Origin of the sequence: Riemerella anatipestifer (assembly GCF_009663465.1) — a bacterium.
GTDB lineage: Bacteria > Bacteroidota > Bacteroidia > Flavobacteriales > Weeksellaceae > Riemerella > Riemerella anatipestifer_C.
Genome location: NZ_QXHU01000002.1, coordinates 91,806 through 113,458 on the forward strand (window position 1 = coordinate 91,806; position 21,653 = coordinate 113,458).

Sequence of the window (21,653 nt, forward strand, 5' to 3'; positions counted from 1 at the left end):
ATTTTTAATTTAAAGTTTCTTATAAAATGTTTAAAAAAATATTAATAGCCAATCGTGGAGAGATTGCAATGAGGATTCTCCGTACTTGTAGAGAGATGGGAATCAAGACTGTTGCGGTTTATTCTACGGCAGATAAAGATAGTTTGCATGTAAGATTTGCAGACGAAGCAGTTTGTATAGGACCTCCAACGAGTAAAGACTCTTATTTGAGTATTCCCAATATACTTGCAGCTGCTGAAATTACCAATGCTGATGCTATTCACCCAGGATATGGATTTTTGTCAGAGAATGCTAATTTTTCTAGAATTTGTCAGAAGAATAACATCAAATTCATAGGAGCTAGCCCAGAACAAATAGAAAAAATGGGGGACAAGGCGACAGCGAAAGCAACTATGAAAGCGGCAGGTATACCTTGTGTACCAGGTTCAGATGGATTGATAGACTCTTATGATGAAGCAGCAAAAATAGCAGAAGGAATTGGTTATCCAGTGATGATAAAAGCAACAGCAGGAGGTGGAGGAAAGGGTATGCGTGCTGTTTGGAAAGCGGAGGATCTTAGAGATCACTGGGATTCTGCGGTGCAAGAGGCTGTCGCTGCTTTCGGTAATGGCGGTATGTATATGGAAAAACTTATAGAGGAGCCTAGACATATTGAAATACAGATAGCTGGCGACCAATATGGTAAGGCTTGCCATCTTTCTGAAAGGGATTGTTCTATACAGAGGAGAAATCAAAAGCTAACAGAGGAAACTCCTTCTCCTTTTATGACTGAAGAACTTCGTGAAAAAATGGGAGAGGCTGCGGTAAAGGCTGCAGAATATATAGGCTATGAAGGTGTGGGTACGATAGAGTTCTTAGTAGATAAGCACAGGAATTTCTACTTTATGGAAATGAACACTCGTATTCAAGTAGAGCACCCAATTACAGAGCAGGTTATAGATTATGATCTTATTAGAGAACAAATTCTTCTAGCAGCAGGAACACCTATATCTGGTGTAAATCATTATCCTAAATTACACTCTATTGAATGTAGAATTAATGCGGAAGATCCTTATCAAGATTTTAGGCCATCCCCAGGGAAGATTACAAGTTTAAATATTCCAGGAGGGCATGGAGTGAGGGTGGATACTCATGTTTATTCTGGTTATACGATACCATCTAACTATGATTCTATGATAGCTAAACTTATCACTACAGCTCAAACTAGAGAGGAGGCTATTGCTAAGATGAAGAGAGCTTTGGAGGAGTTCTATATAGAAGGAGTTAAAACCACAGTGCCGTTCCATAGACAGTTGATGGATGATCCAGATTTTGTAGAGGGTAATTATACTACTAAGTTTATGGAAAATTTTAAAATGAATAAAGATTACGAAAATATGTAATTGTTTAGCCCCTAGAAATTAAACTTTTTAGGGGTTCTTTATAAAAATAAGTAAAGGATTAAATGTTTAAACTTAATTTAAAAATCACTAAATTTGCCACTAGTCTTATTCTATTTGTAAATAAATAAAAAATATGTTAAATAAAAAGAATGTAAAAAGCTCTCAATATTTTATAGATTTAGAAGAGCATCATGGAGCTCACAACTATCATCCACTACCAGTGGTTTTAGATAGGGGGGAAGGTGTCTTGGTATGGGATGTAGAAGGGAAGCAGTATTATGATTTTCTCTCTGCTTATTCGGCGGTTAATCAAGGACATTCTCACCCTAAAATTGTAAATGCTTTAGTAGAACAAGCTAAGGTGTTGTCATTAACTTCTCGTGCATTCTATAATTCTAAATTAGGAGTTTATGAAGAGAAGATAACTAAACTTTTAGGTTTTGATAAAGTGCTTCCTATGAACTCTGGGGCAGAGGCTGTAGAAACAGCTATAAAACTAGCTAGAAAATGGGCTTATGAAGTAAAAGGGGTTCAAGGTAATAATGCTAAAATTATTGTTTGCGAGAATAATTTCCACGGAAGAACGACGACGATAGTTTCTTTTTCTAACGACCCTGATGCTCACAGTAATTATGGTCCATTTACGCCGGGTTTTATAAGAATACCTTATGATGATTTAGATGCTTTACAAAAGGTATTAGAAGAAGAAGCTGAAAATGTAGCTGGATTTTTGGTAGAGCCTATACAGGGTGAAGCTGGAGTATATGTACCTACAGAAGGTTTCTTGAAGAAAGCACAAGAACTTTGTAAAAAGCATAATGTTTTGTTTATTGCAGATGAAGTACAGACTGGTATTGCTAGAACGGGTAAACTAATAGCGTGTCATCACGAAGAGGTGCAACCAGATATTTTAATTTTGGGTAAGGCGTTGTCTGGAGGAATGTATCCAGTATCTGCTGTTTTAGCGAATGATAGTATTATGAAGGTAATACACCCAGGGCAACATGGTTCTACCTTCGGAGGTAACCCTTTGGCGTGTGCTGTGGCAATAGCTGCTTTAGATGTGGTTCAGGAGGAGAAATTATCTGAAAGAGCAGAAAGGTTAGGTAAAATATTCCGTGCAGAAATAGAGAAAATTATAGCAAAAACAGATTTAATCTATAAAGTAAGAGGAAAAGGTTTGTTGAATGCTATTCTTATCAATGACAGCCAAGACAGCCCAACGGCGTGGAATCTTTGCTTAGATTTAGCTAAAAATGGACTACTAGCGAAGCCTACACATGGTAATATTATCCGTTTAGCTCCACCTTTGGTAATTACAGAGGAACAGTTAATGGAATGTATAGCTATCATAGAAAAAACGGTTTTGGACTTTGAGAAATAGATATATTAACATAGCTCTCAATGCTATATTTGAATAGTAGATACTTTAATTAGTAAAATTTAATTTTGAAAATAACTCTAATAATCGCAACTTATAATTGGGTAGAGGCGCTAGACTTAGTACTGGAGAGCGTTCAGAAGCAGTCGGTTCTGCCTGATGAAATTTTAATCGCAGACGATGGCTCTAAAGAATCAACACGGGAGCTTATCAGCACTTGGAAAATAAAATCAAAAGTACCAATCACTCATGTGTGGCAAGAAGACAAAGGTTTTCGCTTGGCTGAAATAAGAAATAAAGCTATAGCGAAAGCTCAATATGAGTATATAATTCAGATAGATGGTGATATAGTTTTACATAAGGATTTTGTAAAAGACCATAAAAGATTTGCGGAGAAAAATTGCTTTATTACAGGCTCTCGTGTATTACTTATGGAAAAAACAACTCTGAGAGTGTTTGAAGACAGAAAAATTAATTTCGGATTTTTTACAAAAGGTGTAAGAAATCGTTTTAATGCTTTACGATTTCCTTTGTTTAATACCTTTTTTAAGCCACAAAACTCTCCTATTGAGAAAATGGGTTATCGTATAAGAGGGTGTAATATGAGCTTTTGGAAACAAGATTTACTAGATATAAATGGTTATGATGAAGGTTTTGTGGGGTGGGGAAGAGAGGATACAGATGTTGTATTTCGTTTAATAAAAAAAGGTTGTTATAGAAAAAAAATAAAATTAGCTTTAATACAATTTCATTTGTATCACAAAGAACACTCTAAAGAAAATTTGGAGGCTAATCATAAACTAATGGAAAGAACATTATCTAACGAATCTTATCGTATAAAAAATGGGATTGTAAAGTCATAAATATATGGATAACTATAACGAAAAAGTAACGGTAATTATTCCTGTATACAATGTTGAAAAATATGTAAGGAAATGTTTGGATTCAGTAATAAAACAAACTTATGAGAATCTTGATATTATCATTGTAAATGATGGCTCTACGGATAATTCAGCTAGAATCTTAGAAGAATACGCCCAGAAAGATAAACGAATTAGAGTCTTTCATCAAAAAAATAAAGGGCTTTCAAGTGCAAGAAATAAAGGTATTTTTGAAACAAGAACAGAGCTATTAACTTTTGTGGATAGTGATGATTGGCTTGATGAAAGATTGATAGAGGTATTATATCAAGATATAAAAGAATATGATGCGGATATCAGTGCTACAACATTTTTTTACGAATATCAGGATAAAACTAAATGTAAAGGGAGGGATAAAGATGGAAAAATAAAGGTTTATTATCGTAACGAAGCTTTAAATTCTATTTTTTTTGATGAAGACTTACAGAGCTATGCATGGGCTAAACTTTATAAAACAAAATTGTTTGATAATTTAGAGTTTCCAGTAGGTAGGATTTATGAAGATTACGCTTTTACCTATAAATTAATTGCAAGGTCAGAAAAATTTGTAAAAAGGAATGAGCCTCTTTATCACTATTTACAGCTACACTCAAGTTTATCTAAAACAGATAGTGTAAAGCATAATTATCATTTTTTATTAGGTCTTTTTGAACGCTATGATTTTGTTTTGTCTCATCCAGATGCTATTTTAAATCACGAAAGATATCGAAATTTAGTGGCAAAGAATATGTTTTTCTGTTTAAAAAAAATGATAAGACTTTCAAGGGGTAATGAAAATAAACAAGAAATACAATATGTAATTAACAAAATGGATGAATTCTTAAAAGGAAATATAAGAGGGGTGAAAATCTCTATTTTGTTAAAACTTAAAACAATGATTATTTTCCCTCGATTGTATTCAAAGTTTTTAAGACTTACAAAGAAAAAGAAAAAGGAAAAGGAAAAAATGTTTTAATTTGTAAAAACATTCTCAAAATATTTTTTTAGTACCCATAGGCTACATAAGTCTTCTATGTCTGGATTCCAAAATTGCTGACAATGTTGATGGGCATTGTGGATGATTTCCAGGCAAATATCAGTATTTTCACTATAAAAATTAAGTTGTTCTTCCAAATCCGAATAGTCGGGTTTTACTTCAATGTAGTGCTTTCCACCAACTAGAGTTCCTTCCATAAACCAAGATTCTATAGTAGGTTTAGGCATTACAGCGATAGAATTGGAAGACATAATCCATTTAAGATTGGTAGCTACATCATTGCCCTGTAAACTCAAAATGAATTTGTATTTTAAATGTTCTTTTAGGGTGATTTTGGGTTTTATCCATTCAGGATTTCCACCCTGTTGGTTGGTTTGCCCCAAATTACATAACGGATGTTTAAAATATTTTTGGTAAAAATCTATCCGATGGTTTTGTACCACCGCACCTCTTCCTATTAAGAGTGTTTCTTTTTCTGAAAACGGAATATCATGTTTTACCCAAACAAAATGACGTACTTTATCTAGATTCAGCAGAATACTATTTGTATTATTAGGTGTTATAGGTCTACTTTTTACAATACTCGGAGTGTTGGGAATATGTGCCACATCGCCAAAAACACAATCAAAAAAGTGATGACTGTCAAAGAAACGAGCGTACTCATAAGTATCAAAATAATAAGCTTTAGGATTTTTAGGCTTTTTTAAATCTTTGATTTGTAAGTTTTTATTTATCTGTGTGGTTGTATTTATTTTATTGTAGTAATCTACACGACGCCTCACTCTTTCCAACGTTATATCAGAAAGGGGAGCAGTCAGTTTTGCAATTTTTTTGTCAAAATCAAGTGACGGGTGGAGAAATCGGGCGTAGCTCTCAAGGTAGTAAAGAAGTTTATTTTTTTTGATTATTTTCATGAAAACTTTGAGCTATTCTCTTGCGTAATCATCTTGTAGCCTCACAATATCGTCTTCGCCGAAGTAAGTTCCCGTTTGGACTTCAATGAAAACAAGTAAATCCTCACCTATATTTTCTATCCTATGCTTCGCACCCAAGGGTATAAGTACAGTTTCTCCATACTTATAGATGGTTTCTACATCATCCAAAGTTACTTTAGCAGTGCCTTGTATAATGGTCCACGCTTCTTGTCTCTTGTTGTGGTATTGGTAAGAGAGGCGCTGCCCAGATAATACTTCCACACGTTTTAGTTTGTAATGTGGCATATCAGCCAATACAAAGTACTTCCCCCAAGGTCTTTCTCCTATTTCCATACAGTTCTCTTTATTATTGAGGACACAAAAGTAAATAAATTTGTTTATTTCCTAAAGTTTTGGGAGAAAAATAAAAGAAAATAATGTTTTATATTATTCTAAAAATGTGTATTTTCGCAAATTGATTTTAAAAATTAAATATTAGAAATGGCAGTTTTAGGAGAAATTAGAAAAAGACCTTGGATATTGATAGGTTTTATTGCTATTGCACTACTAGCGTTTTTGGTAAATCCAGATAGTTTAGATAAGGTTTTTGGTAAAGATCCTAACATTCTTGGTAAAGTAAATGGGGAGGAGATTACTAGGGACGAATACAACGAGCAGTTGTTGCTTATGCGTAATCAAGCAGAAAGCCAAGGGCAGCCTTTGGTGGGATTAGAAGAGCAGGCGTGGCAGACCTTGGTGCAGTCTAAACTTATCAAGCAACAGTTTGAAAAGATGGGATTGGAGCTTACCGAAGATTTCTTTTGGAATCAGCTACAGTATGACCCAATGTTTTCACAGAATCCTCAAAATTTTGATGCTAAAGGAAATTTTAAATTAACTGAAATTAAAAAGGAGATAGAAGGTCTTAGAGAAAGTGGTAGAGTACAGGAGTACAATCAGTGGCTGAATGTCAGAAAAACAATAGAGTACAGAATGATGGCTCGTCAGCTTTTTGCTAATGTAACTAATGGTATTACGGTGGGTAAAAAGGAAGCAGAGCTTATTATGAAAAATAGAGATCAGGTGGCCGATATAGACTTTGTGAAGATAGACTATAATACTTTTGCACAGAAGAATCCTGTTAAGGTAACATCTGAGGATTTGGCTGATTTTATAAAGAAACACCCGGTTGCTTTTAAGGTAGAGACGAGCAGGAACTTAGGTGTGGTTTTGTTTCCAGCTAAGCCTAGCATTGCAGATGATAGTTTAGCACTTAAGGAGTTAAGAAAACTCTATAATGGTGAAGGAGAAAACTTCTTAAATTCGCCGAGCGATTCTATGTTTGTAGAAATCAATTCAGAAGCTCCTGTTAAATATGGTTTTGTTTCAGAGCAAGAAGTGCCACAAGAAGCACAGTCTTTTGTGAAGACAGCTACGGTGGGGCAGGTTTATGGACCATATAAATCAGGAGATAAGTATTATGTAACTAAATTGGTAGGTAAGAGTGAGGCTACTTTACCTAAACATATTTTGATTGCTTTTGCAGGTACAGATGTTGCTAAACAAGACCCATCGATAAAAAGAACGAAAGAAGAAGCTAAAAAATTAGCAGATAGTATAGCGGCTCAAATTAAGGCAGACCCTGCTAAGTTTGTTCAGTTTGTTTCGTTGTCAGCAGATACTGGTTCAGCACAGCAAGGAGGAATGTTGCAATGGGTGCTTCCTGGTAGAAGTGGTTTTGTAAAGCCTTTTGCAGATTGGGTAGAATCTAACCCTAAAGGTGCGGTAGGAGTTGTTGAAACTCAATTTGGATACCATGTTATGGTGAACGAAAATAAGATGCCTGTTTATAAAATAGCCAACTTAGCTAAAGATGTTAGAGCATCTAAGGAAACACAAAATAAAGTGTATGCTCAAGCAAATACTTTTATACAGCAGATTCAAGGTAAGTCATTTAATGAGTTTGCTAATTTAGCTAAGAAAAGCAACTATCAGTTCGCTAATCCTAAAATGGTAAGTCGTTTTCAAGGACAGATACAAGGTTTAGGTACAGATAAAGACGAAGAAGTTTTGGCTTGGGCTTTCAATAAAGACACGAATAAGGGAGATACAAATATCTTTACTACAAGTAACGGAGATTATGTAGTAGCTTATCTTAATGGAAAACAAGAAGCGGGATTGGCAGATCCAGAGTCAGTAAGAGAGCAAATAGAACCAATAGTTAAAAATCAGCTTTTAGCTAAGAAGATTGTTGAAAAACTAGATGCTTCTAAAGCATCATCATTGGATCAGATAGCTAAGTTGTTTGGAGCAGTTAAGGAAAGCGGGCAAATAAATATGCTAACTCCTAGTTTAGGAATGGCAATGGAACCTAAGGTTGCAGGTGCAGCTTTTGGGGTAGCTCCTAACAAAATTTCTAAACCAATCGAGGGTAATACAGGGGTTTATGTCGTGGTTAAGAAAAAGGTATCAGAGAATAAACAACCAGGAGATGCTAAGCAGTTTGTACAAATGTTGGAGCAACAGAATATTCAAATATTTACACAGAGTTTGTTAAAGAGTCTTCAGGATAATGCAGATATAAAAGACTATAGAATTGAGGTTTTTAATAAAACTCAAGAACAGTAGTTTAGATTTAATATAAATATGATTAAAAAGCGACTTTAAAGTCGCTTTTTTGATGTTAAAAATTAAAAATCTTATCTTTGCTCGGTTGAACCTAATATAATAAAATGAAATTTTCTAAAGAATTAAAAGCAGGGCTTATTGCAATATTGGCTATTGTAGGTTTTGTACTCCTGTATCAGTTTATGAAAGGGGGGAATGTGTTTTCTACAGACGATGTATATTATGTGAAATACGACAATGTACAGGGGCTTTCTGCATCTAATGCGGTATCCATAAATGGGCTGAAGGTTGGACAAGTAAAAGAGATAAAGCCTGTTAAAGCAGCTGACGGACATATTTACTTTGTAGTTAAAATTACGGTAGATAATAAGTTTGATTTCTCTAAAAAATCTACGGTAGAGATATTTGAACCAGGACTGATGTCTGGTAAGGAGGTTAGGGTTAATTTGGTATATGATGGTGAGCAAGCTAAGAATGGAGATACTCTGATGGGAGTGCTTCAGCAGTCGGTATTTAATAGTCTATCTTCTGAGGTTAAACCTGTTAAAGACCAGTTGTCTCATGTCCTAACCAACTTAGACTCTACTCTTGCGAGTACCAATAAAATTATGGACGAGCAAAATAGGAGAGAAATCAAGCAGTTGTTACAAAGTCTTAACCGTACAGTAGAATCATTTAGGCAAACCTCTCTTCAGACCAACCAAATGCTTTCTAGCACAGACCCTAAGATACAAAAAATGTTAGATAATGCAAATTTGGCAACAGTGAGTGCAAAGACAACATTAGACAAATACGGCAATGTAGCGGAGAAATTAGATGTTAATAAGTTGAATGATGCCATAAGTAAGTTAAGCCTTACTTCTGATAAGTTAAATACGTTAATTTCTGGAATACAAAACGGAGAGGGGTCTTTAGGTAAGATAGCTAAAGATGAACAGCTCTATAATAATCTTAATCAGACTTCAAAAAACCTTAATGGGTTGATAGAGGATATCAAAAATAACCCGAAACGTTACATCAACATCTCTGTGTTTGGGAAATAGAAAAAACAGTTACAATGCAGTACATAGATAATATATTGTTCCTTATTTGTTTGGTGGTAGGCTTTGGTCTATTTATTAAGAGTTTAAAAGAGATTTATCGTAATATCAAACTTGGTAAAGCCATTGATAGAACTGATAATAGGCCTAAAAGATGGCGTACTATGGCAAATGTAGCCTTAGGTCAAAGTAAAATGGGAGCAAGACCAGTGGCTGGGGCTCTGCACGTTTTGGTATATGTTGGCTTCTTGGTCATCAATATGGAAATGTTAGAAATAATAGTTGATGGACTTTTGGGGACACACAGATTTCTAGCGAGTGTAATGGGAGAAACGCTATATGCTCTGTTTACTGCTACATTAGAAATTATGGCTCTGCTGGTCTTAGTTGCAGTAGCTGTATTTTTTGTAAGAAGGAATGTGTTGTCTGTAAAGCGTTTCAATATGAAAGAAATGTTCGGTTGGCCTAAGAATGACGCCAACTGGATTTTAGTAATTGAGTTTGTGCTTATGATGGCATTTCTTAAAATGAATGCAGCAGACTCTATTTTACAGACTCGTGGAGTAGAAGGTTATCATCATTTAGGAGCTTTCCCCGTTAGTGGAACATTTTTAGTGCCTATTATGGAGGTATTTCGTTTTGATAGCCCCTTTCTTATCTTCGTTGAAAGAAGTGCTTGGTGGCTACATATATTAGGTATTTTATTCTTTATGAACTACCTTTACTATTCCAAACATTTACACATTATTTTTGCATTTCCTAATACTTGGTTTGCTAATCTTAATCCTAAGGGAGCATTTAATAATTTGGATTCTGTTACAAAGGAAATTAAGCTAATGATGGATCCTAATGCAGACCCTTATGCGGCTTCGCCAGATGGGGCTGAACCACCAGCGAAGTTTGGGGCAGAAGATGTTTTTGATTTAAACCAAGTACAGTTGCTAAATGCTTATACTTGCACCGAGTGTGGAAGGTGTACTGCGGTTTGTCCAGCTAATTTGACAGGAAAAAAATTATCTCCTAGAAAAATAATGATGTCTACAAGAGATCGTTTGGAAGAAGTAGGGCAAAACATCAACAAGAATGGCAAATTTGTAGATGATGGTAAAAAGCTACTAGATGACTACATTACTCGTGAAGAACTTTGGGCGTGTACCTCTTGCAATGCTTGTGTAGAGGCTTGTCCTGTACTTATAGACCCATTATCTATTATTTTTGAGATGAGAAGATTTTTGGTAATGGAGCAGTCGGCGGCACCACAAGAGCTTAATTTGATGATGACCAATGTAGAGAACAATGCTGCACCTTGGCAATACAATCAGGCAGATAGACTTGATTGGGCTGATGAAAATTAAGCGTTTATTTTTTAATTATCTGTAACTTGTAACATTTGTAATGGAAGAGATTTTACCCAAAATTGAGACTGAAAGACTAATATTAAGTCTTCCTAAAAATGTTGATTTAGATAGAATCACTGAAATATTGAATAACGAAGTTTATTCAAAAAACACCATCAATATTCCCTATCCCTATACTAGAAAAAATGCTGAGTTTTGGTTACAACTTGCTAAAGATGGAATTAACAATCAAAATCAATATATTTTTGCCATTCGCTTGAAAGAAAATAACGAAATTATTGGAGGAATTGATTTGGGATTAAACAAACGCTTTAATAATGCAGAGTTAGGCTATTGGTTAGATGAAAAATATTGGAATAAAGGCTATATTACCGAAGCTGTGAAGTCAATTATACAATTTGGATTTGAAACTTTAAAATTGAAAAGAATTTTTGCGTCACATTTTGATTTTAATATTTCTTCGGGTAGAGTTTTAGAAAAATCAGGAATGAAAAAAGAAGGGGTTCTTAAGTGCCGTACATGTAAAAATGGTCAATATCAGAATCATATTTTATACGCAATAATAAATGAACAGATGTAGCCATACAAGTATAGTATACAACCAAAGTGAAGTAAAATAATTTAAGATTACAAATAAATGGAATTCAAAATAAAAACAATGGCGGAATACGCTGCCGAAGGTAAAGCTCCCGAGGTTTTGTTTTGGGTAGGTTGTGCAGGAAGTTTTGATGATAGAGCTAAAAAAATCACCAAAGCCTTTTGTAAAATCCTCAACAAAATAGAGGTAGAATTTGCGGTATTGGGACAAGAGGAAAGTTGCACTGGGGACCCAGCTAAGAGAGCAGGGAACGAGTTTGTTTTCCAAATGATGGCTCTTACCAATATAGAAATCCTTAATGCTTATGAAGTCAAGAAAATAGTAACGGCTTGTCCACATTGTTTTAATACATTAAAGAATGAGTATCCTAGTCTTGGTGGGAATTACCAAGTGCTACATCATACACAGTTTTTAAAGCAACTTATGGAGGAGGGAAGACTGAAGATAGAAGGCGGTAAGTTTGAAGGTAAGAAAATCACTTTCCACGACCCTTGTTACCTCGGTAGAGCCAATAACGAGTATGAAGCACCTAGAGAACTACTCAAAAAATTAGATGCAGAGCTGGTTGAAATGAAGCGTTGCAAACAAAACGGATTGTGTTGTGGTGCAGGAGGGGCACAGATGTTTAAAGAGCCAGAAAAAGGAAAAAAAGATATAAACATAGAAAGAACAGAAGAGGCTTTAGCAAAAACACCTAATGTTATCGCGACGGGTTGTCCTTTCTGTAATACGATGATGACGGACGGTGTGAAGCATTTTAATAAAAACACAGAAGTAGAGGTTAAAGATATTGTAGAACTTTTGGCAGAAGCAGAGGATTTATAGTTGAGTTATCTTATAAACTTGTTATATGAAAATAGAAGAATCTAATATAGTAGAAACCAACGATTATAGAGTGCTTATTTATCCAGCCTCTAGACCTTTTTTACCTAAGGAAAGTAAAGAAATTACAGAAAAACTTTTTGACTTTCTTTCCGTTTGGGCGGCGCACGGCAAACCATTGTCATCGTCTTTTAAGATTGAAAAAAATCAATTTATCATCATTAGTATAGATGAGGAGCAAGAGGTGGCTTCGGGGTGTTCTATAGATGCTCTTAATGGTGTGATGAGGGAAATAGATACCACTTATCAACTAGGATTATTTGACCGAATGAAGGCCTGTTTCGTAGAAAATGGCGAAGTGAAAACTATGAAATTACAAGAGTTTCGCTCGGCATTAAGGGAGGGGAAACTCTCTCAAGAGATAGAAGTGTTTGATTTTTCTAAATCTACCTATGTGGCTTTTTTATCGGATTTTCTTCTGCCGCTTAAGAGAAGTTGGGCAGGTATTTATGTAGAATCTTAGGGAGCTGAGAGATATTGCTCCACTGCGACTTTGAAATAAAGAGCAATCCTAAAACCCATATTTCCACAAAAAGCGTATTGCTGAAAAAGTACAAAAATAAATGAAGTCCTACGATGCCCCAACCTAAAAAGGTATCGTATTTTATTTTTGGTAGGCTATATTTAGGAAAGTCATCTGTAAGTTATTATTTTTACCGAAACAAAATTACAGCTATTTTGTCAGTATTAAAAGTCTTAAAATCAAATATACTTTTTCTAAAATCTTTTTTCAAGAACGACGGTTTTTGGACGGCTTCGGCAATGCTGATTTCCAAATTAGCCTTGCTCCTCGTTAATATTTATGTCGCTAGAGTATTACTAAAAGAAGATTTGGGAATGGTGTTTAAGGCTCAAAATTTTATTTCTTTTTTTATTCCTTTTGTGGGGTTGGGTACTTATCAAGGATTGCTAAAATACGGCAGTCAGCTGGACCACTCAACCGATTTTAAAAACCTAGAGGCTTATTCATTACACTACGGTTTGTTGGGGCAGTTGGTTATAAATGCGTTGGTCTTCATACTTGCATTGGTAATGTTTGGGCAACAATTAGAAGTCTTTTTTTTGGTGTTGTGGTTCTTGGTAAGGCTTGTGGGATTATTCTTTTTGGAAGTCTATAAAGCCTCTTGTAGAGCCGCTTTCCGTAATAGGAAATTTGCTCTTTTGGAGATTGTCAGTAGTGTTGCCTTGTTGGCGTTGGCATTGGGGCTTACACCGTTGTTAGGGCTTAGGGGTTATGTCTTAGCCTTGTGTTTGTCGCCTTACTTTATCTTCTTTTTGGGGTTTAGGAAGTTCAGAAAAGTAGAACTGAAACCACTCTCGGTAAAATCACTTTGGCGATTTAACCTTTCTACCGCCGCTGCGAGCCTTATGCAAGAGTTGTTTTTGCTTACGGATATATTTATGATTGGGGTGTTGTTTAGTGAGGGGGTCTTGGCGGAATACAAAACGGCTTCGCTCATACCGTTAAATTTAATTTTCTTATCACGAGTGTTCATTCATAACGATTACCCTAAACTGTGCAAACACCATCAAGATAAAGCATTTATCAAAAGGTACATTACTCAATATTTAGTCTTATTCTCGGCGCTATCAGTATTGATTTTGGGCTTGGGAACAGCTTATGCCAATGAAATTATGAGTCTTTTTGGAACTCAATATTTAGGGCAAACTCACTTATTTAATATTTTCTTAGGAGCGTCGGTGATAGGTATGATGCTTAGGACGCCGTTTAGTAATTTGGTCTTTGCGATTGAAAAGACGAGGTTGCATCTTATCATTTCCACGCTGTCGGTAGTATTGCTCGTCCTCCTCATCTTTGCCTTACAACCCTATTTTGGGATTTTAGGGGTAGGGTACGCCCATCTATTAGCCGTTTTTTTTTCAGGAGTTCTTTATAGTGGAGTGGTTGTAAAATATCTAATAAAACGCTAAAAAGTCTTAGTTTTTGTTCAATTTATTGCTTTTTTTTATCGTTTAGTTTAATGTCTAAGCGGTTTGGAGTGCTTAATATTAAAAAAAATACGGCGAGGTATTGCGTATATAAATGCAAGTATGTAAATTTGGTTCACACTCAACGATAGAAATGCAATGATTTTGGCTTATTGTTATTTTTATATTTGAGAAATAGTGTAATTCGTATATTTTTAACACCAAAAAAACAAAAGAAATGGCAATTGACAATTTAATTTCAGTAGAATTTTCGGCACAAGAACTCAAAACGATAGATGATGCCATCGGAGCGATACTCGGCGTTATCCAGTCCAAGGCAATCAACCTCTCTCCAGAAGAAAGAAGGCAATATGGGCGTATAGCAGACAAAAACAAGGTGCTGGTAGACAAATGCAAACTCTATATGGAGCAAGACCCTAGCACAGTGCCGCCTACCATAGACAAGGCAGAATTTGATAAAGACTATCTCGCAAGAACCCAGCTAGAAGCCCCTCTGAAGAAACTAGACCGAGTGATAGAAATGATGACAGACACTAAAACACTTTTGGATTACGACAACTACACCGCTGCAGTATCTTACTACCGTTATGTAAAATTCTTAGCCACCCAAAACCAAGCAGGGACTACCAGTATTTACAAAGATCTTAGCACCCATTATCAGACCAGAGCAGCCGCCACTAGCGGTACTACCAATACCAAAGACGAAGAAAATAAAGCCTAGATAATAGTATAATGAAGGCTAAAGGGGCAAACGAAGACCTTACAAGGCTAAAAATAGAGTTGGGAGGCTTTAATTTAGACCTTACCACCACTAGATTTACCTCTGTAAGGTCTTAACTGAACCCCGTAGGCTCTATTTTAGACCCTGCAACCTCCAAAACAGACCCTATAGGGTGTAAATTAGACCTTGTGGAGATTAAAATAACATTAACTAAAATAAATTTATGAGAAGATTTGTATATATGATGGGGGTATTTACTGCCCAATTTATGTTTTATTTATTAACCATAATGGGGGTAATGCTATTAGAAGATGAAGATTTTAAAAGTGAAAATGCATACTGTATAGCTAACATAGTGTCATTAGCTTTTGTAATTGTGTCTTATGTACTATTAGATAAGGCATTGTTAAATAGGCCTCATATATTTGAAGGACTGGATACCGTTATATATTTTTTGATTTTATTCGTATTAACTGGAATTCAGATAGCTATGATCAAAGAATATTATGAATATGAGTATTATATGTCATTAATTATAGAAATATTTAATTTATTATGCATATCTGGAGGTATGTTACAGATTAGGCTAACTAGTAACAATAAAGTTAAATAATGCTTTAGATATACAAGAGTCTATGAGATTAGGGAATTGATAACAAATTACTAAGTAATGAAAAAATTAACACTTTTAATAGGATTAGCCTCCACTCTTTGCTTTGGGCAAGAAGGAGGGAAAGTAGAACCCACCGCCTACAATGTGCAGGTAGGATTTGTGGGAGCGTGGGTGAATACCGAAGTAGGTCTGGCAGACCAACTCGCACTACGCACCGAATTAGGAACAATGCCCAAATGGTATGTAGGCACAGGCACGGCTTGGTTTCTAGATGCATCTGTAGAACCGAGATACTACTACAATATCAAAAAAAGAGCAGAGAAAGGGCGAGATACTTCGTCTAATGCGGCCAATTTCTTAACCGTAGGCATATCTTACAGACCCGAAAAGTCTTTTAGTTCAAATTATACCGATTACAGCAGTATTTCCATTGTTCCCAAATGGGGGATTAGACGTAATTTGGGCAACAACTTGCATTATGAGGTAGGAGCAGGGCTAGGCTTCCGACACGAGTTTAATAATCGTAACTATGGCGAGATAGACCTCCATCTAAGGTTGGGCTACAGTTTCTAAATCACAGCCTCTATATTCTCCATCAAGGGTATAGAGGCTTTCTATCCACCCACCTACTCTACCTAAACTACCTTAAATTTTTTCAAAAAGAATATAATTTGATATGAAATTTCATATATTTGCACCGAATAATAATTTTTAAAAACGTAATATTATGTCAGACATTGCATCAAGAGTAAAAGCGATTATCGCAGATAAGTTAGATGTGGAGGAAACAGAAGTAACTCCAGAAGCTAGTTTCACTAATGATTTAGGAGCAGATTCGCTAGATACTGTGGAGCTTATTATGGAATTTGAAAAAGAATTCAATATCCAAATCCCTGATGATCAAGCGGAGAAAATCACTACAGTAGGGCACGCAATTGCTTATGTAGAAGAAGTGGTAAATAAATAATTAGTATTTTTATCAAAAACTTAAATTTATGGAATTGAAAAGAGTAGTTGTTACCGGATTTGGTGCTATTACACCTATTGGAAATAATGCTAAAGAATATTGGGAAAACCTTGTAAAAGGTGAGAGCGGTGCTGCTCCAATTACTCTTTTCGATGCCACTAATTTTAAAACTAAATTTGCTTGCGAGGTTAAAAACTTCAATCCATTAGATTTTTTTGACAGAAAAGAGTCAAAGAAAATGGATAGAAATACTCAATTGGGAATTGTAGCCGCTAGAGAAGCCATAGAACACTCTGGTATAACTAGTACAGAGGTTGATAAAAACAGAGTAGGGGTTGTATGGGGGTCTGGTATTGGTGGACTAGAAACCTTTGAGAAGGAAGTTTTAGACTGGGCAAAGTCGGATATTCCTAGATTTAATCCGTTTTTTATTCCTAAAATGATAGCGGATATTACACCAGGGCATATTTCTATTGAATATGGTTTCCACGGACCTAACTATACTACGGTATCGGCTTGTGCGTCTTCGGCAAATGCAATCATAGACTCTAAAATGTTAATCCAGCTTGGTAAAGCTGATGTTATTGTTTGTGGAGGTTCCGAGGCTGCAGTAACGGCAAGTGGAGTGGGCGGCTTTAATGCGATGATGGCACTTTCTACAAGAAATGACGACCCTAAAACAGCTTCTAGACCTTTTGATAAAGATAGAGATGGTTTTGTTCTAGGAGAAGGTGCGGGGTGTATTATCTTAGAAGAGTATGAACACGCTAAGAGAAGAGGGGCTACCATCTATGCAGAGCTTAAAGGTGGGGGTATGAGTGCAGATGCACATCATATGACGGCACCACACCCAGAAGGATTGGGAGCTTATTTGGTAATGAAGAACTGTTTAGAAGATGCAGGCGTAACTGCTGATGAGGTAGATCACATCAATATGCATGGGACATCTACGCCATTAGGAGATATTGCAGAATCTAACGCAATTTCTAGATTACTTGGCGACCACGCCTTTGATATACAAATCAATTCTACAAAGTCTATGACGGGGCATTTGCTAGGAGCTGCGGGTGTTGTAGAAGCTATTGCTGCCATAGGAACTATTATTCACGATGTTGTTCCACCTACAATTAACCATTTTACAGACGATGAAAAAATAGATAGTCGTCTTGATTTTACTTTTAATAAAGCAGTAGAAAAAAAGGTTGATGTTGCAATGAGTAATACTTTTGGCTTTGGTGGACACAATGCGTGTGTGCTATTCAAGAAAGTCTAAAGAATGAAAATCGGACGCTATTTCAACAGGATTTTAGCTAGACGAAAGAAGCCAAAATATACACAAAGAGAGACTTTTATAGTAAAAGAATTGAAAAAAATATTAGGTATACAGCCTAAAGAAGTCTCTTGGTATCAGGAGGCTTTTTCTCTCAAAAGCCCTTCTAGTCAGCTCAATTATGATAGATTGGAGTTCTTAGGAGATGCCGTTCTAGGGAGTATAGTTTCTTATTATCTTTACAGGCAGTATCCACAGGAGAGCGAGGGGTTTCTAACCCAGATGAAATCTAAGATTGTTAATAGGAAGAACCTTAATCAGATAGGAGAAAAGTTAAATTTGACTTCTCTAGTTTTGAAAAATGGTTCTAAGTTTGGAGCAGACCTGTCGGGAAATCTCTTAGAGGCTTTGGTTGGAGCTATTTATATGGATTTTGGCTACGAAAAATGTCAAAAAGTGGTGTTATCTAAGATTCTTACTCATTCGGAAATGCTTAAACTTGAAAATAAAATTATAAGTTATAAGAGTTTGTTGTTAGAGTGGAGTCAAAAGAATAAAATTAAGATAGACTACAAAACCGAGGAAGAGTTTTTACCAAGTAAAGTAAAGATGTTTAAAACCTATATTTTTGTAGGTGGTAGTAAAGTGGCTAGTGCTACGGAAACTTCTAAGAAAAAATCGGAAGAAAAGGCTGCACAAAGAGCATTTTATACATTAAACAAAAAAGAAAAGATAATTGAAAGACAATAAAATATTTCTTGATCTAGAGGAAGAAGAAATCTCAATAGGATTATTAAGACTTTCTCGAAAAATACAAGATTATGAATTGTTTTTTAATATCAACCTCCTAAATAGCTTTAAGTTTAGCAGAGAGAAGGATTTTATTTTAAAAAAAGGAGAGCGCTTGTATTTGTTTGTACAGTATCAAACTTATGATGAAATTACTAAATGTACATACACTTTTATAGCGAATAAATATTATGATACTAGACTAGAGGACAGAGGTCATTATGATTTGTTTTCAAATCTAGTGGAGGAGGTCTATTTGTTGCCAGAGTATAGAGATGTAGATTATATTCTGTTAACAAAGGATTTTTTATATGATTTTTCTGTAATTTTGTTGCCTAGTAGCTTGGTATTTCCAATACAAGAAATATCATTAAGCCCAGAGCAAGAACTCTATCAAACCATTCAGTACTATGAATAAGAAATTAAAGAAAACGAAAATAATAGCAACATTAGGACCGGCATCATCTTCCAAAGAAACGATGTTGGAGTTGGTTAAAGCAGGTGTAGATGTTTTTAGAATAAATTTTTCTCACGCAGATTATGATTTGGTGAGAAGAAATGTGGAGCTGATAAGAGAAATCAATCAGGAATATGGTTACTCAGTTTCGATATTAGGAGATTTACAAGGTCCTAAACTAAGGGTAGGGATTGTAAAAGAAGGCTCTTATCTTAATCCTGGGGATATTCTTACTTTTACTAACGAAAATGTAGAGGGAGATTCAACTAGGGTATATATGACTTATCAGCAGTTCCCTCAAGATGTAAAAGTAGGGGAAAGAATCTTAATAGATGATGGTAAGCTGGTGTTGGAGGTTATCGAGACCAACTTAAAAGACACCGTTCGTGCTAAAACGATACAAGGAGGACCATTAAGTTCTAAAAAAGGGGTTAATCTTCCTAATACCAATGTGTCGCTTCCTGCACTTACAGAGAAAGATATTAAAGATGCTAATTTTATTTTAGACTTAGAGTTAGACTGGATTGCATTGTCGTTTGTTCGTCATGCACAAGATATAAAAGATTTAAAGGAACTTATTAAAAATCACCCAACGAATAGCTTTAAAACACCTATCATCGCCAAAATAGAGAAGCCTGAAGGAGTGAAAAATATAGACGAAATTCTCATGGAATGTGATGGGATTATGGTGGCTCGAGGAGATTTAGGAGTGGAAGTGCCTATGGAGGAAGTTCCTGTAATTCAAAAAACTTTGGTTAAAAAAGCTAGAGCTTACGCTAAGCCAGTAATTATTGCTACCCAAATGATGGAAACAATGATTACAAGCCTTACACCTACTAGAGCAGAGGTAAACGATGTGGCAAACTCGGTGTTAGATGGTGCTGATGCGGTGATGTTGTCGGGAGAAACCTCTGTAGGGCGTTATCCTGTAGATGTAGTGAAGAATATGTCTAAGATCGTAAAGAGTATAGAAACGACCAACTACTACTACGACAGAAATAGTATTTTGGATAATCAGATAAGTTGTGTGGACGAAAGGTTTATTACGGATAAGATTTGTTTATCAGCAGTTAATATAGCCAAGAGTTCAGGGGCGGAGGCTATTGTTACACTGACTCATTCTGGCTATACAGCGTTCCAAATTTCTGCACATAGACCAAACTCTCACATTATTGTTTATAGTGCTAATAGAAGGGTACTTACGATGCTTAACTTGCTTTGGGGCGTTAGAGCGTTCTACTATGATATGGAGAAAACTACGGACGAAACCGTGATACAAGTTAATATGCTTACTTGCAACTATGGCTTTGTAGAAAAAGGAGATTTTGTGGTTAATCTTAATGCAATGCCAGTACATAATGGTGGAAAAACCAATACACTAAGGCTATCTACAATATAGAGAATTATACTATTAAAGATAAAAAAGAAAACATCAGATTTTATGTCTGATGTTTTTTTATTTAGGTGATGAAATTTGATTCTAATTTCCTACGACGGTTTTAGGATAAGTAAACTCTTTAAGTGCTAAAGTAGATAATTCTGTCCCATAGCCTGATTTTTTAGCTCCACCAAACGGAAGTCTTGGGTCAGATTTGGTCATAGAGTTGATAGCCACAGTGCCAGAATTTAGTTTTAGAGCAAAATCAAGGGCTTTGTTTTGGTCTTTAGTCCAGACGGAGTTTCCTAATCCAAATGGAATATCATTGGCTAAGTCTAGAACTTCATCATCGGTTTGAACTATCATTACCATACCGAGAGGTCCAAATAATTCTTCGGCTAAAATAGGATTTCCTTTTTTTACTAAGATAAGCCCTGGTTTAAATTCTTTATCAGACAATCGTTCTAAGGGAATGATGATTTCTGCTCCGTTAGTAATTGCTTTTTGATATTGTTGTTCTAGTTCATCAGCGAGGTCTTTTCTTGCCATACCCGACAATATGGTGTTGGGATTTAGAGGGTCTGATGGTTGATACTTTTGATAGGCTTTAGTAAACAATTCTAGGAAAGTATTGGCTACATTATGGTGAATGATAAACCTTTTGGCAGCGACACAAGTTTGTCCACAGTTTTGTAATCTTGCTAAAGCACCTACTTCTGCCGCTTGTTCTAAATCAGCATCTTCTAAAACAATAAACGCATCACTACCACCAAGTTCTAAAACTGATTTTTTGATTTCTCTTCCCGCTATGGAAGCTACACTACTTCCTGCTAAATCACTGCCTGTAAGGCTTACACCTTGTACAGCGGGGTGCTTTAGTATAGTTTCGATGTCTTGATGCCCTACTTTTAAATGTTGGAATACACCTTTAGAAAAACCTGCTTTTAGAAAAGCCTCCTCTATGGCATCTCCACTTTGGGTACAAATGGACGCGTGTTTTACGATAATGGTATTTCCTGCTAAAATAGTAGGTACTGCAAAACGAAGTACCTGCCAAAAAGGAAAATTCCAAGGCATTACACCTAAAATTACCCCTAGAGGCGTATGGTGAACTTGGCTAATATTAAAGTCTGTTTCGATATGTTCTGGAGCTAGTACATCAGCGTCTATATTGGCGTAGAAACGAGTCATCATTGCTGATTTTTCTATCTCCGATAAGGCTTGAGAAATGGGTTTATTCATTTCTGTGGTAATGATATTAGCATAAGTGTTTTTCTGCTCGTCTAATATATCTGCTAAGTTTTTGAACAATAGTTGTCTCTCTTGAAAAGAGCGGTTTTTCCATTGGTTAAATTCGGTGTTAGCAAGGTCAATTTTATCAATCATTCTTGTTTATTTTTAAATTGAAGCCCCTATTTAAGGGGAGAAA

Annotated in this window: 22 protein-coding genes; 19 read left to right on the forward strand and 3 right to left on the reverse strand. The window is 35.6% G+C overall.

What is annotated here, in order from left to right; genetic code table 11:
- The first annotated feature begins 26 nt into the window (after positions 1-26).
- From accC to D1003_RS02685, 4 genes are all read left to right on the forward strand, one after another.
- On the forward strand, positions 27-1,382 hold the full coding sequence (gene accC / locus D1003_RS02670; protein ID WP_153935623.1) for an acetyl-CoA carboxylase biotin carboxylase subunit: 1,356 nt from the start codon (positions 27-29) through the stop codon (positions 1,380-1,382).
- A gap of 133 nt (positions 1,383-1,515) precedes the next feature.
- On the forward strand, positions 1,516-2,766 hold the full coding sequence (gene rocD / locus D1003_RS02675; RefSeq protein ID WP_153935624.1) for an ornithine--oxo-acid transaminase: 1,251 nt from the start codon (positions 1,516-1,518) through the stop codon (positions 2,764-2,766).
- Between the two features lie 65 nt (positions 2,767-2,831).
- Positions 2,832-3,626 carry a glycosyltransferase family 2 protein gene (locus D1003_RS02680; RefSeq protein WP_153935625.1) on the forward strand — a complete coding sequence of 265 codons (795 nt, stop codon included), beginning with the start codon at positions 2,832-2,834 and terminating at the stop codon, positions 3,624-3,626.
- A 4-nt stretch (positions 3,627-3,630) separates the two neighbouring features.
- Positions 3,631-4,638, forward strand: coding sequence for a glycosyltransferase family 2 protein (locus D1003_RS02685; protein ID WP_153935626.1), 1,008 nt, complete (start codon positions 3,631-3,633; stop codon positions 4,636-4,638).
- Here the strand turns inward: D1003_RS02685 and D1003_RS02690 are convergent.
- Both D1003_RS02690 and D1003_RS02695 read right to left on the reverse strand, forming a co-directional pair.
- The gene (locus tag D1003_RS02690; RefSeq protein WP_153935627.1) at positions 4,635-5,573 is read right to left on the reverse strand and encodes a glycosyl transferase family 90; all 939 of its coding nucleotides are present in this window, start codon (positions 5,571-5,573) and stop codon (positions 4,635-4,637) included. The genes D1003_RS02685 and D1003_RS02690 overlap by 4 nt on opposite strands.
- A gap of 12 nt (positions 5,574-5,585) precedes the next feature.
- The gene (locus D1003_RS02695) at positions 5,586-5,927 is read right to left on the reverse strand and encodes a phosphomannose isomerase type II C-terminal cupin domain (protein WP_052911348.1); all 342 of its coding nucleotides are present in this window, start codon (positions 5,925-5,927) and stop codon (positions 5,586-5,588) included.
- A gap of 147 nt (positions 5,928-6,074) precedes the next feature.
- Here D1003_RS02695 and D1003_RS02700 point away from each other — a divergent pair, with 147 nt between their 5' ends.
- From D1003_RS02700 to pyk, 15 genes are all read left to right on the forward strand, one after another.
- Positions 6,075-8,201 carry a peptidylprolyl isomerase gene (locus D1003_RS02700; protein ID WP_153935628.1) on the forward strand — a complete coding sequence of 709 codons (2,127 nt, stop codon included), beginning with the start codon at positions 6,075-6,077 and terminating at the stop codon, positions 8,199-8,201.
- Between the two features lie 104 nt (positions 8,202-8,305).
- Entirely contained in the window at positions 8,306-9,244 is a 939-nt protein-coding gene (locus D1003_RS02705; RefSeq protein ID WP_153935629.1) for an MlaD family protein, read from the forward strand.
- A gap of 14 nt (positions 9,245-9,258) precedes the next feature.
- Positions 9,259-10,596, forward strand: a complete 1,338-nt coding sequence (locus D1003_RS02710) for a (Fe-S)-binding protein (protein ID WP_153935630.1) — start codon at positions 9,259-9,261, stop codon at positions 10,594-10,596.
- A gap of 40 nt (positions 10,597-10,636) precedes the next feature.
- Positions 10,637-11,179, forward strand: coding sequence for a GNAT family N-acetyltransferase (locus D1003_RS02715; RefSeq protein WP_153935631.1), 543 nt, complete (start codon positions 10,637-10,639; stop codon positions 11,177-11,179).
- Positions 11,180-11,236: 57 nt separating this feature from the next.
- The gene (locus D1003_RS02720) at positions 11,237-12,022 is read left to right on the forward strand and encodes a (Fe-S)-binding protein (RefSeq protein ID WP_052911353.1); all 786 of its coding nucleotides are present in this window, start codon (positions 11,237-11,239) and stop codon (positions 12,020-12,022) included.
- 25 nt (positions 12,023-12,047) lie between these two features.
- The gene (locus D1003_RS02725; protein ID WP_153935632.1) at positions 12,048-12,542 is read left to right on the forward strand and encodes a hypothetical protein; all 495 of its coding nucleotides are present in this window, start codon (positions 12,048-12,050) and stop codon (positions 12,540-12,542) included.
- Between the two features lie 113 nt (positions 12,543-12,655).
- Positions 12,656-14,011, forward strand: a complete 1,356-nt coding sequence (locus D1003_RS02735; protein ID WP_153935633.1) for an oligosaccharide flippase family protein — start codon at positions 12,656-12,658, stop codon at positions 14,009-14,011.
- Between the two features lie 235 nt (positions 14,012-14,246).
- Entirely contained in the window at positions 14,247-14,750 is a 504-nt protein-coding gene (locus D1003_RS02740) for a hypothetical protein (RefSeq protein WP_052911358.1), read from the forward strand.
- A 223-nt stretch (positions 14,751-14,973) separates the two neighbouring features.
- A complete protein-coding gene (locus D1003_RS02745) occupies positions 14,974-15,363 on the forward strand; it encodes a hypothetical protein (protein ID WP_153935634.1) in 390 nt (129 codons plus the stop codon).
- A 57-nt stretch (positions 15,364-15,420) separates the two neighbouring features.
- Entirely contained in the window at positions 15,421-15,936 is a 516-nt protein-coding gene (locus D1003_RS02750; RefSeq protein ID WP_153935635.1) for a hypothetical protein, read from the forward strand.
- A 154-nt stretch (positions 15,937-16,090) separates the two neighbouring features.
- Positions 16,091-16,330, forward strand: coding sequence for an acyl carrier protein (locus tag D1003_RS02755; protein WP_004917181.1), 240 nt, complete (start codon positions 16,091-16,093; stop codon positions 16,328-16,330).
- A 28-nt stretch (positions 16,331-16,358) separates the two neighbouring features.
- Entirely contained in the window at positions 16,359-17,603 is a 1,245-nt protein-coding gene (gene fabF / locus D1003_RS02760) for a beta-ketoacyl-ACP synthase II (RefSeq protein ID WP_014937892.1), read from the forward strand.
- A gap of 3 nt (positions 17,604-17,606) precedes the next feature.
- Positions 17,607-18,350: a ribonuclease III family protein gene (locus D1003_RS02765; RefSeq protein ID WP_153935636.1), complete on the forward strand. Its 744-nt coding sequence runs from the start codon at positions 17,607-17,609 to the stop codon at positions 18,348-18,350.
- A complete protein-coding gene (locus D1003_RS02770; protein ID WP_153935637.1) occupies positions 18,337-18,807 on the forward strand; it encodes an IPExxxVDY family protein in 471 nt (156 codons plus the stop codon). The genes D1003_RS02765 and D1003_RS02770 overlap by 14 nt, the downstream gene beginning before the upstream one ends.
- The gene (gene pyk / locus D1003_RS02775) at positions 18,800-20,245 is read left to right on the forward strand and encodes a pyruvate kinase (protein ID WP_153935638.1); all 1,446 of its coding nucleotides are present in this window, start codon (positions 18,800-18,802) and stop codon (positions 20,243-20,245) included. The genes D1003_RS02770 and pyk overlap by 8 nt, the downstream gene beginning before the upstream one ends.
- Before the next feature lie 81 nt (positions 20,246-20,326).
- Here the strand turns inward: pyk and D1003_RS02780 are convergent, their stop codons facing one another.
- Positions 20,327-21,610, reverse strand: coding sequence for an NAD-dependent succinate-semialdehyde dehydrogenase (locus D1003_RS02780; protein ID WP_153935639.1), 1,284 nt, complete (start codon positions 21,608-21,610; stop codon positions 20,327-20,329).
- Between the last annotated feature and the right edge of the window lie 43 nt (positions 21,611-21,653).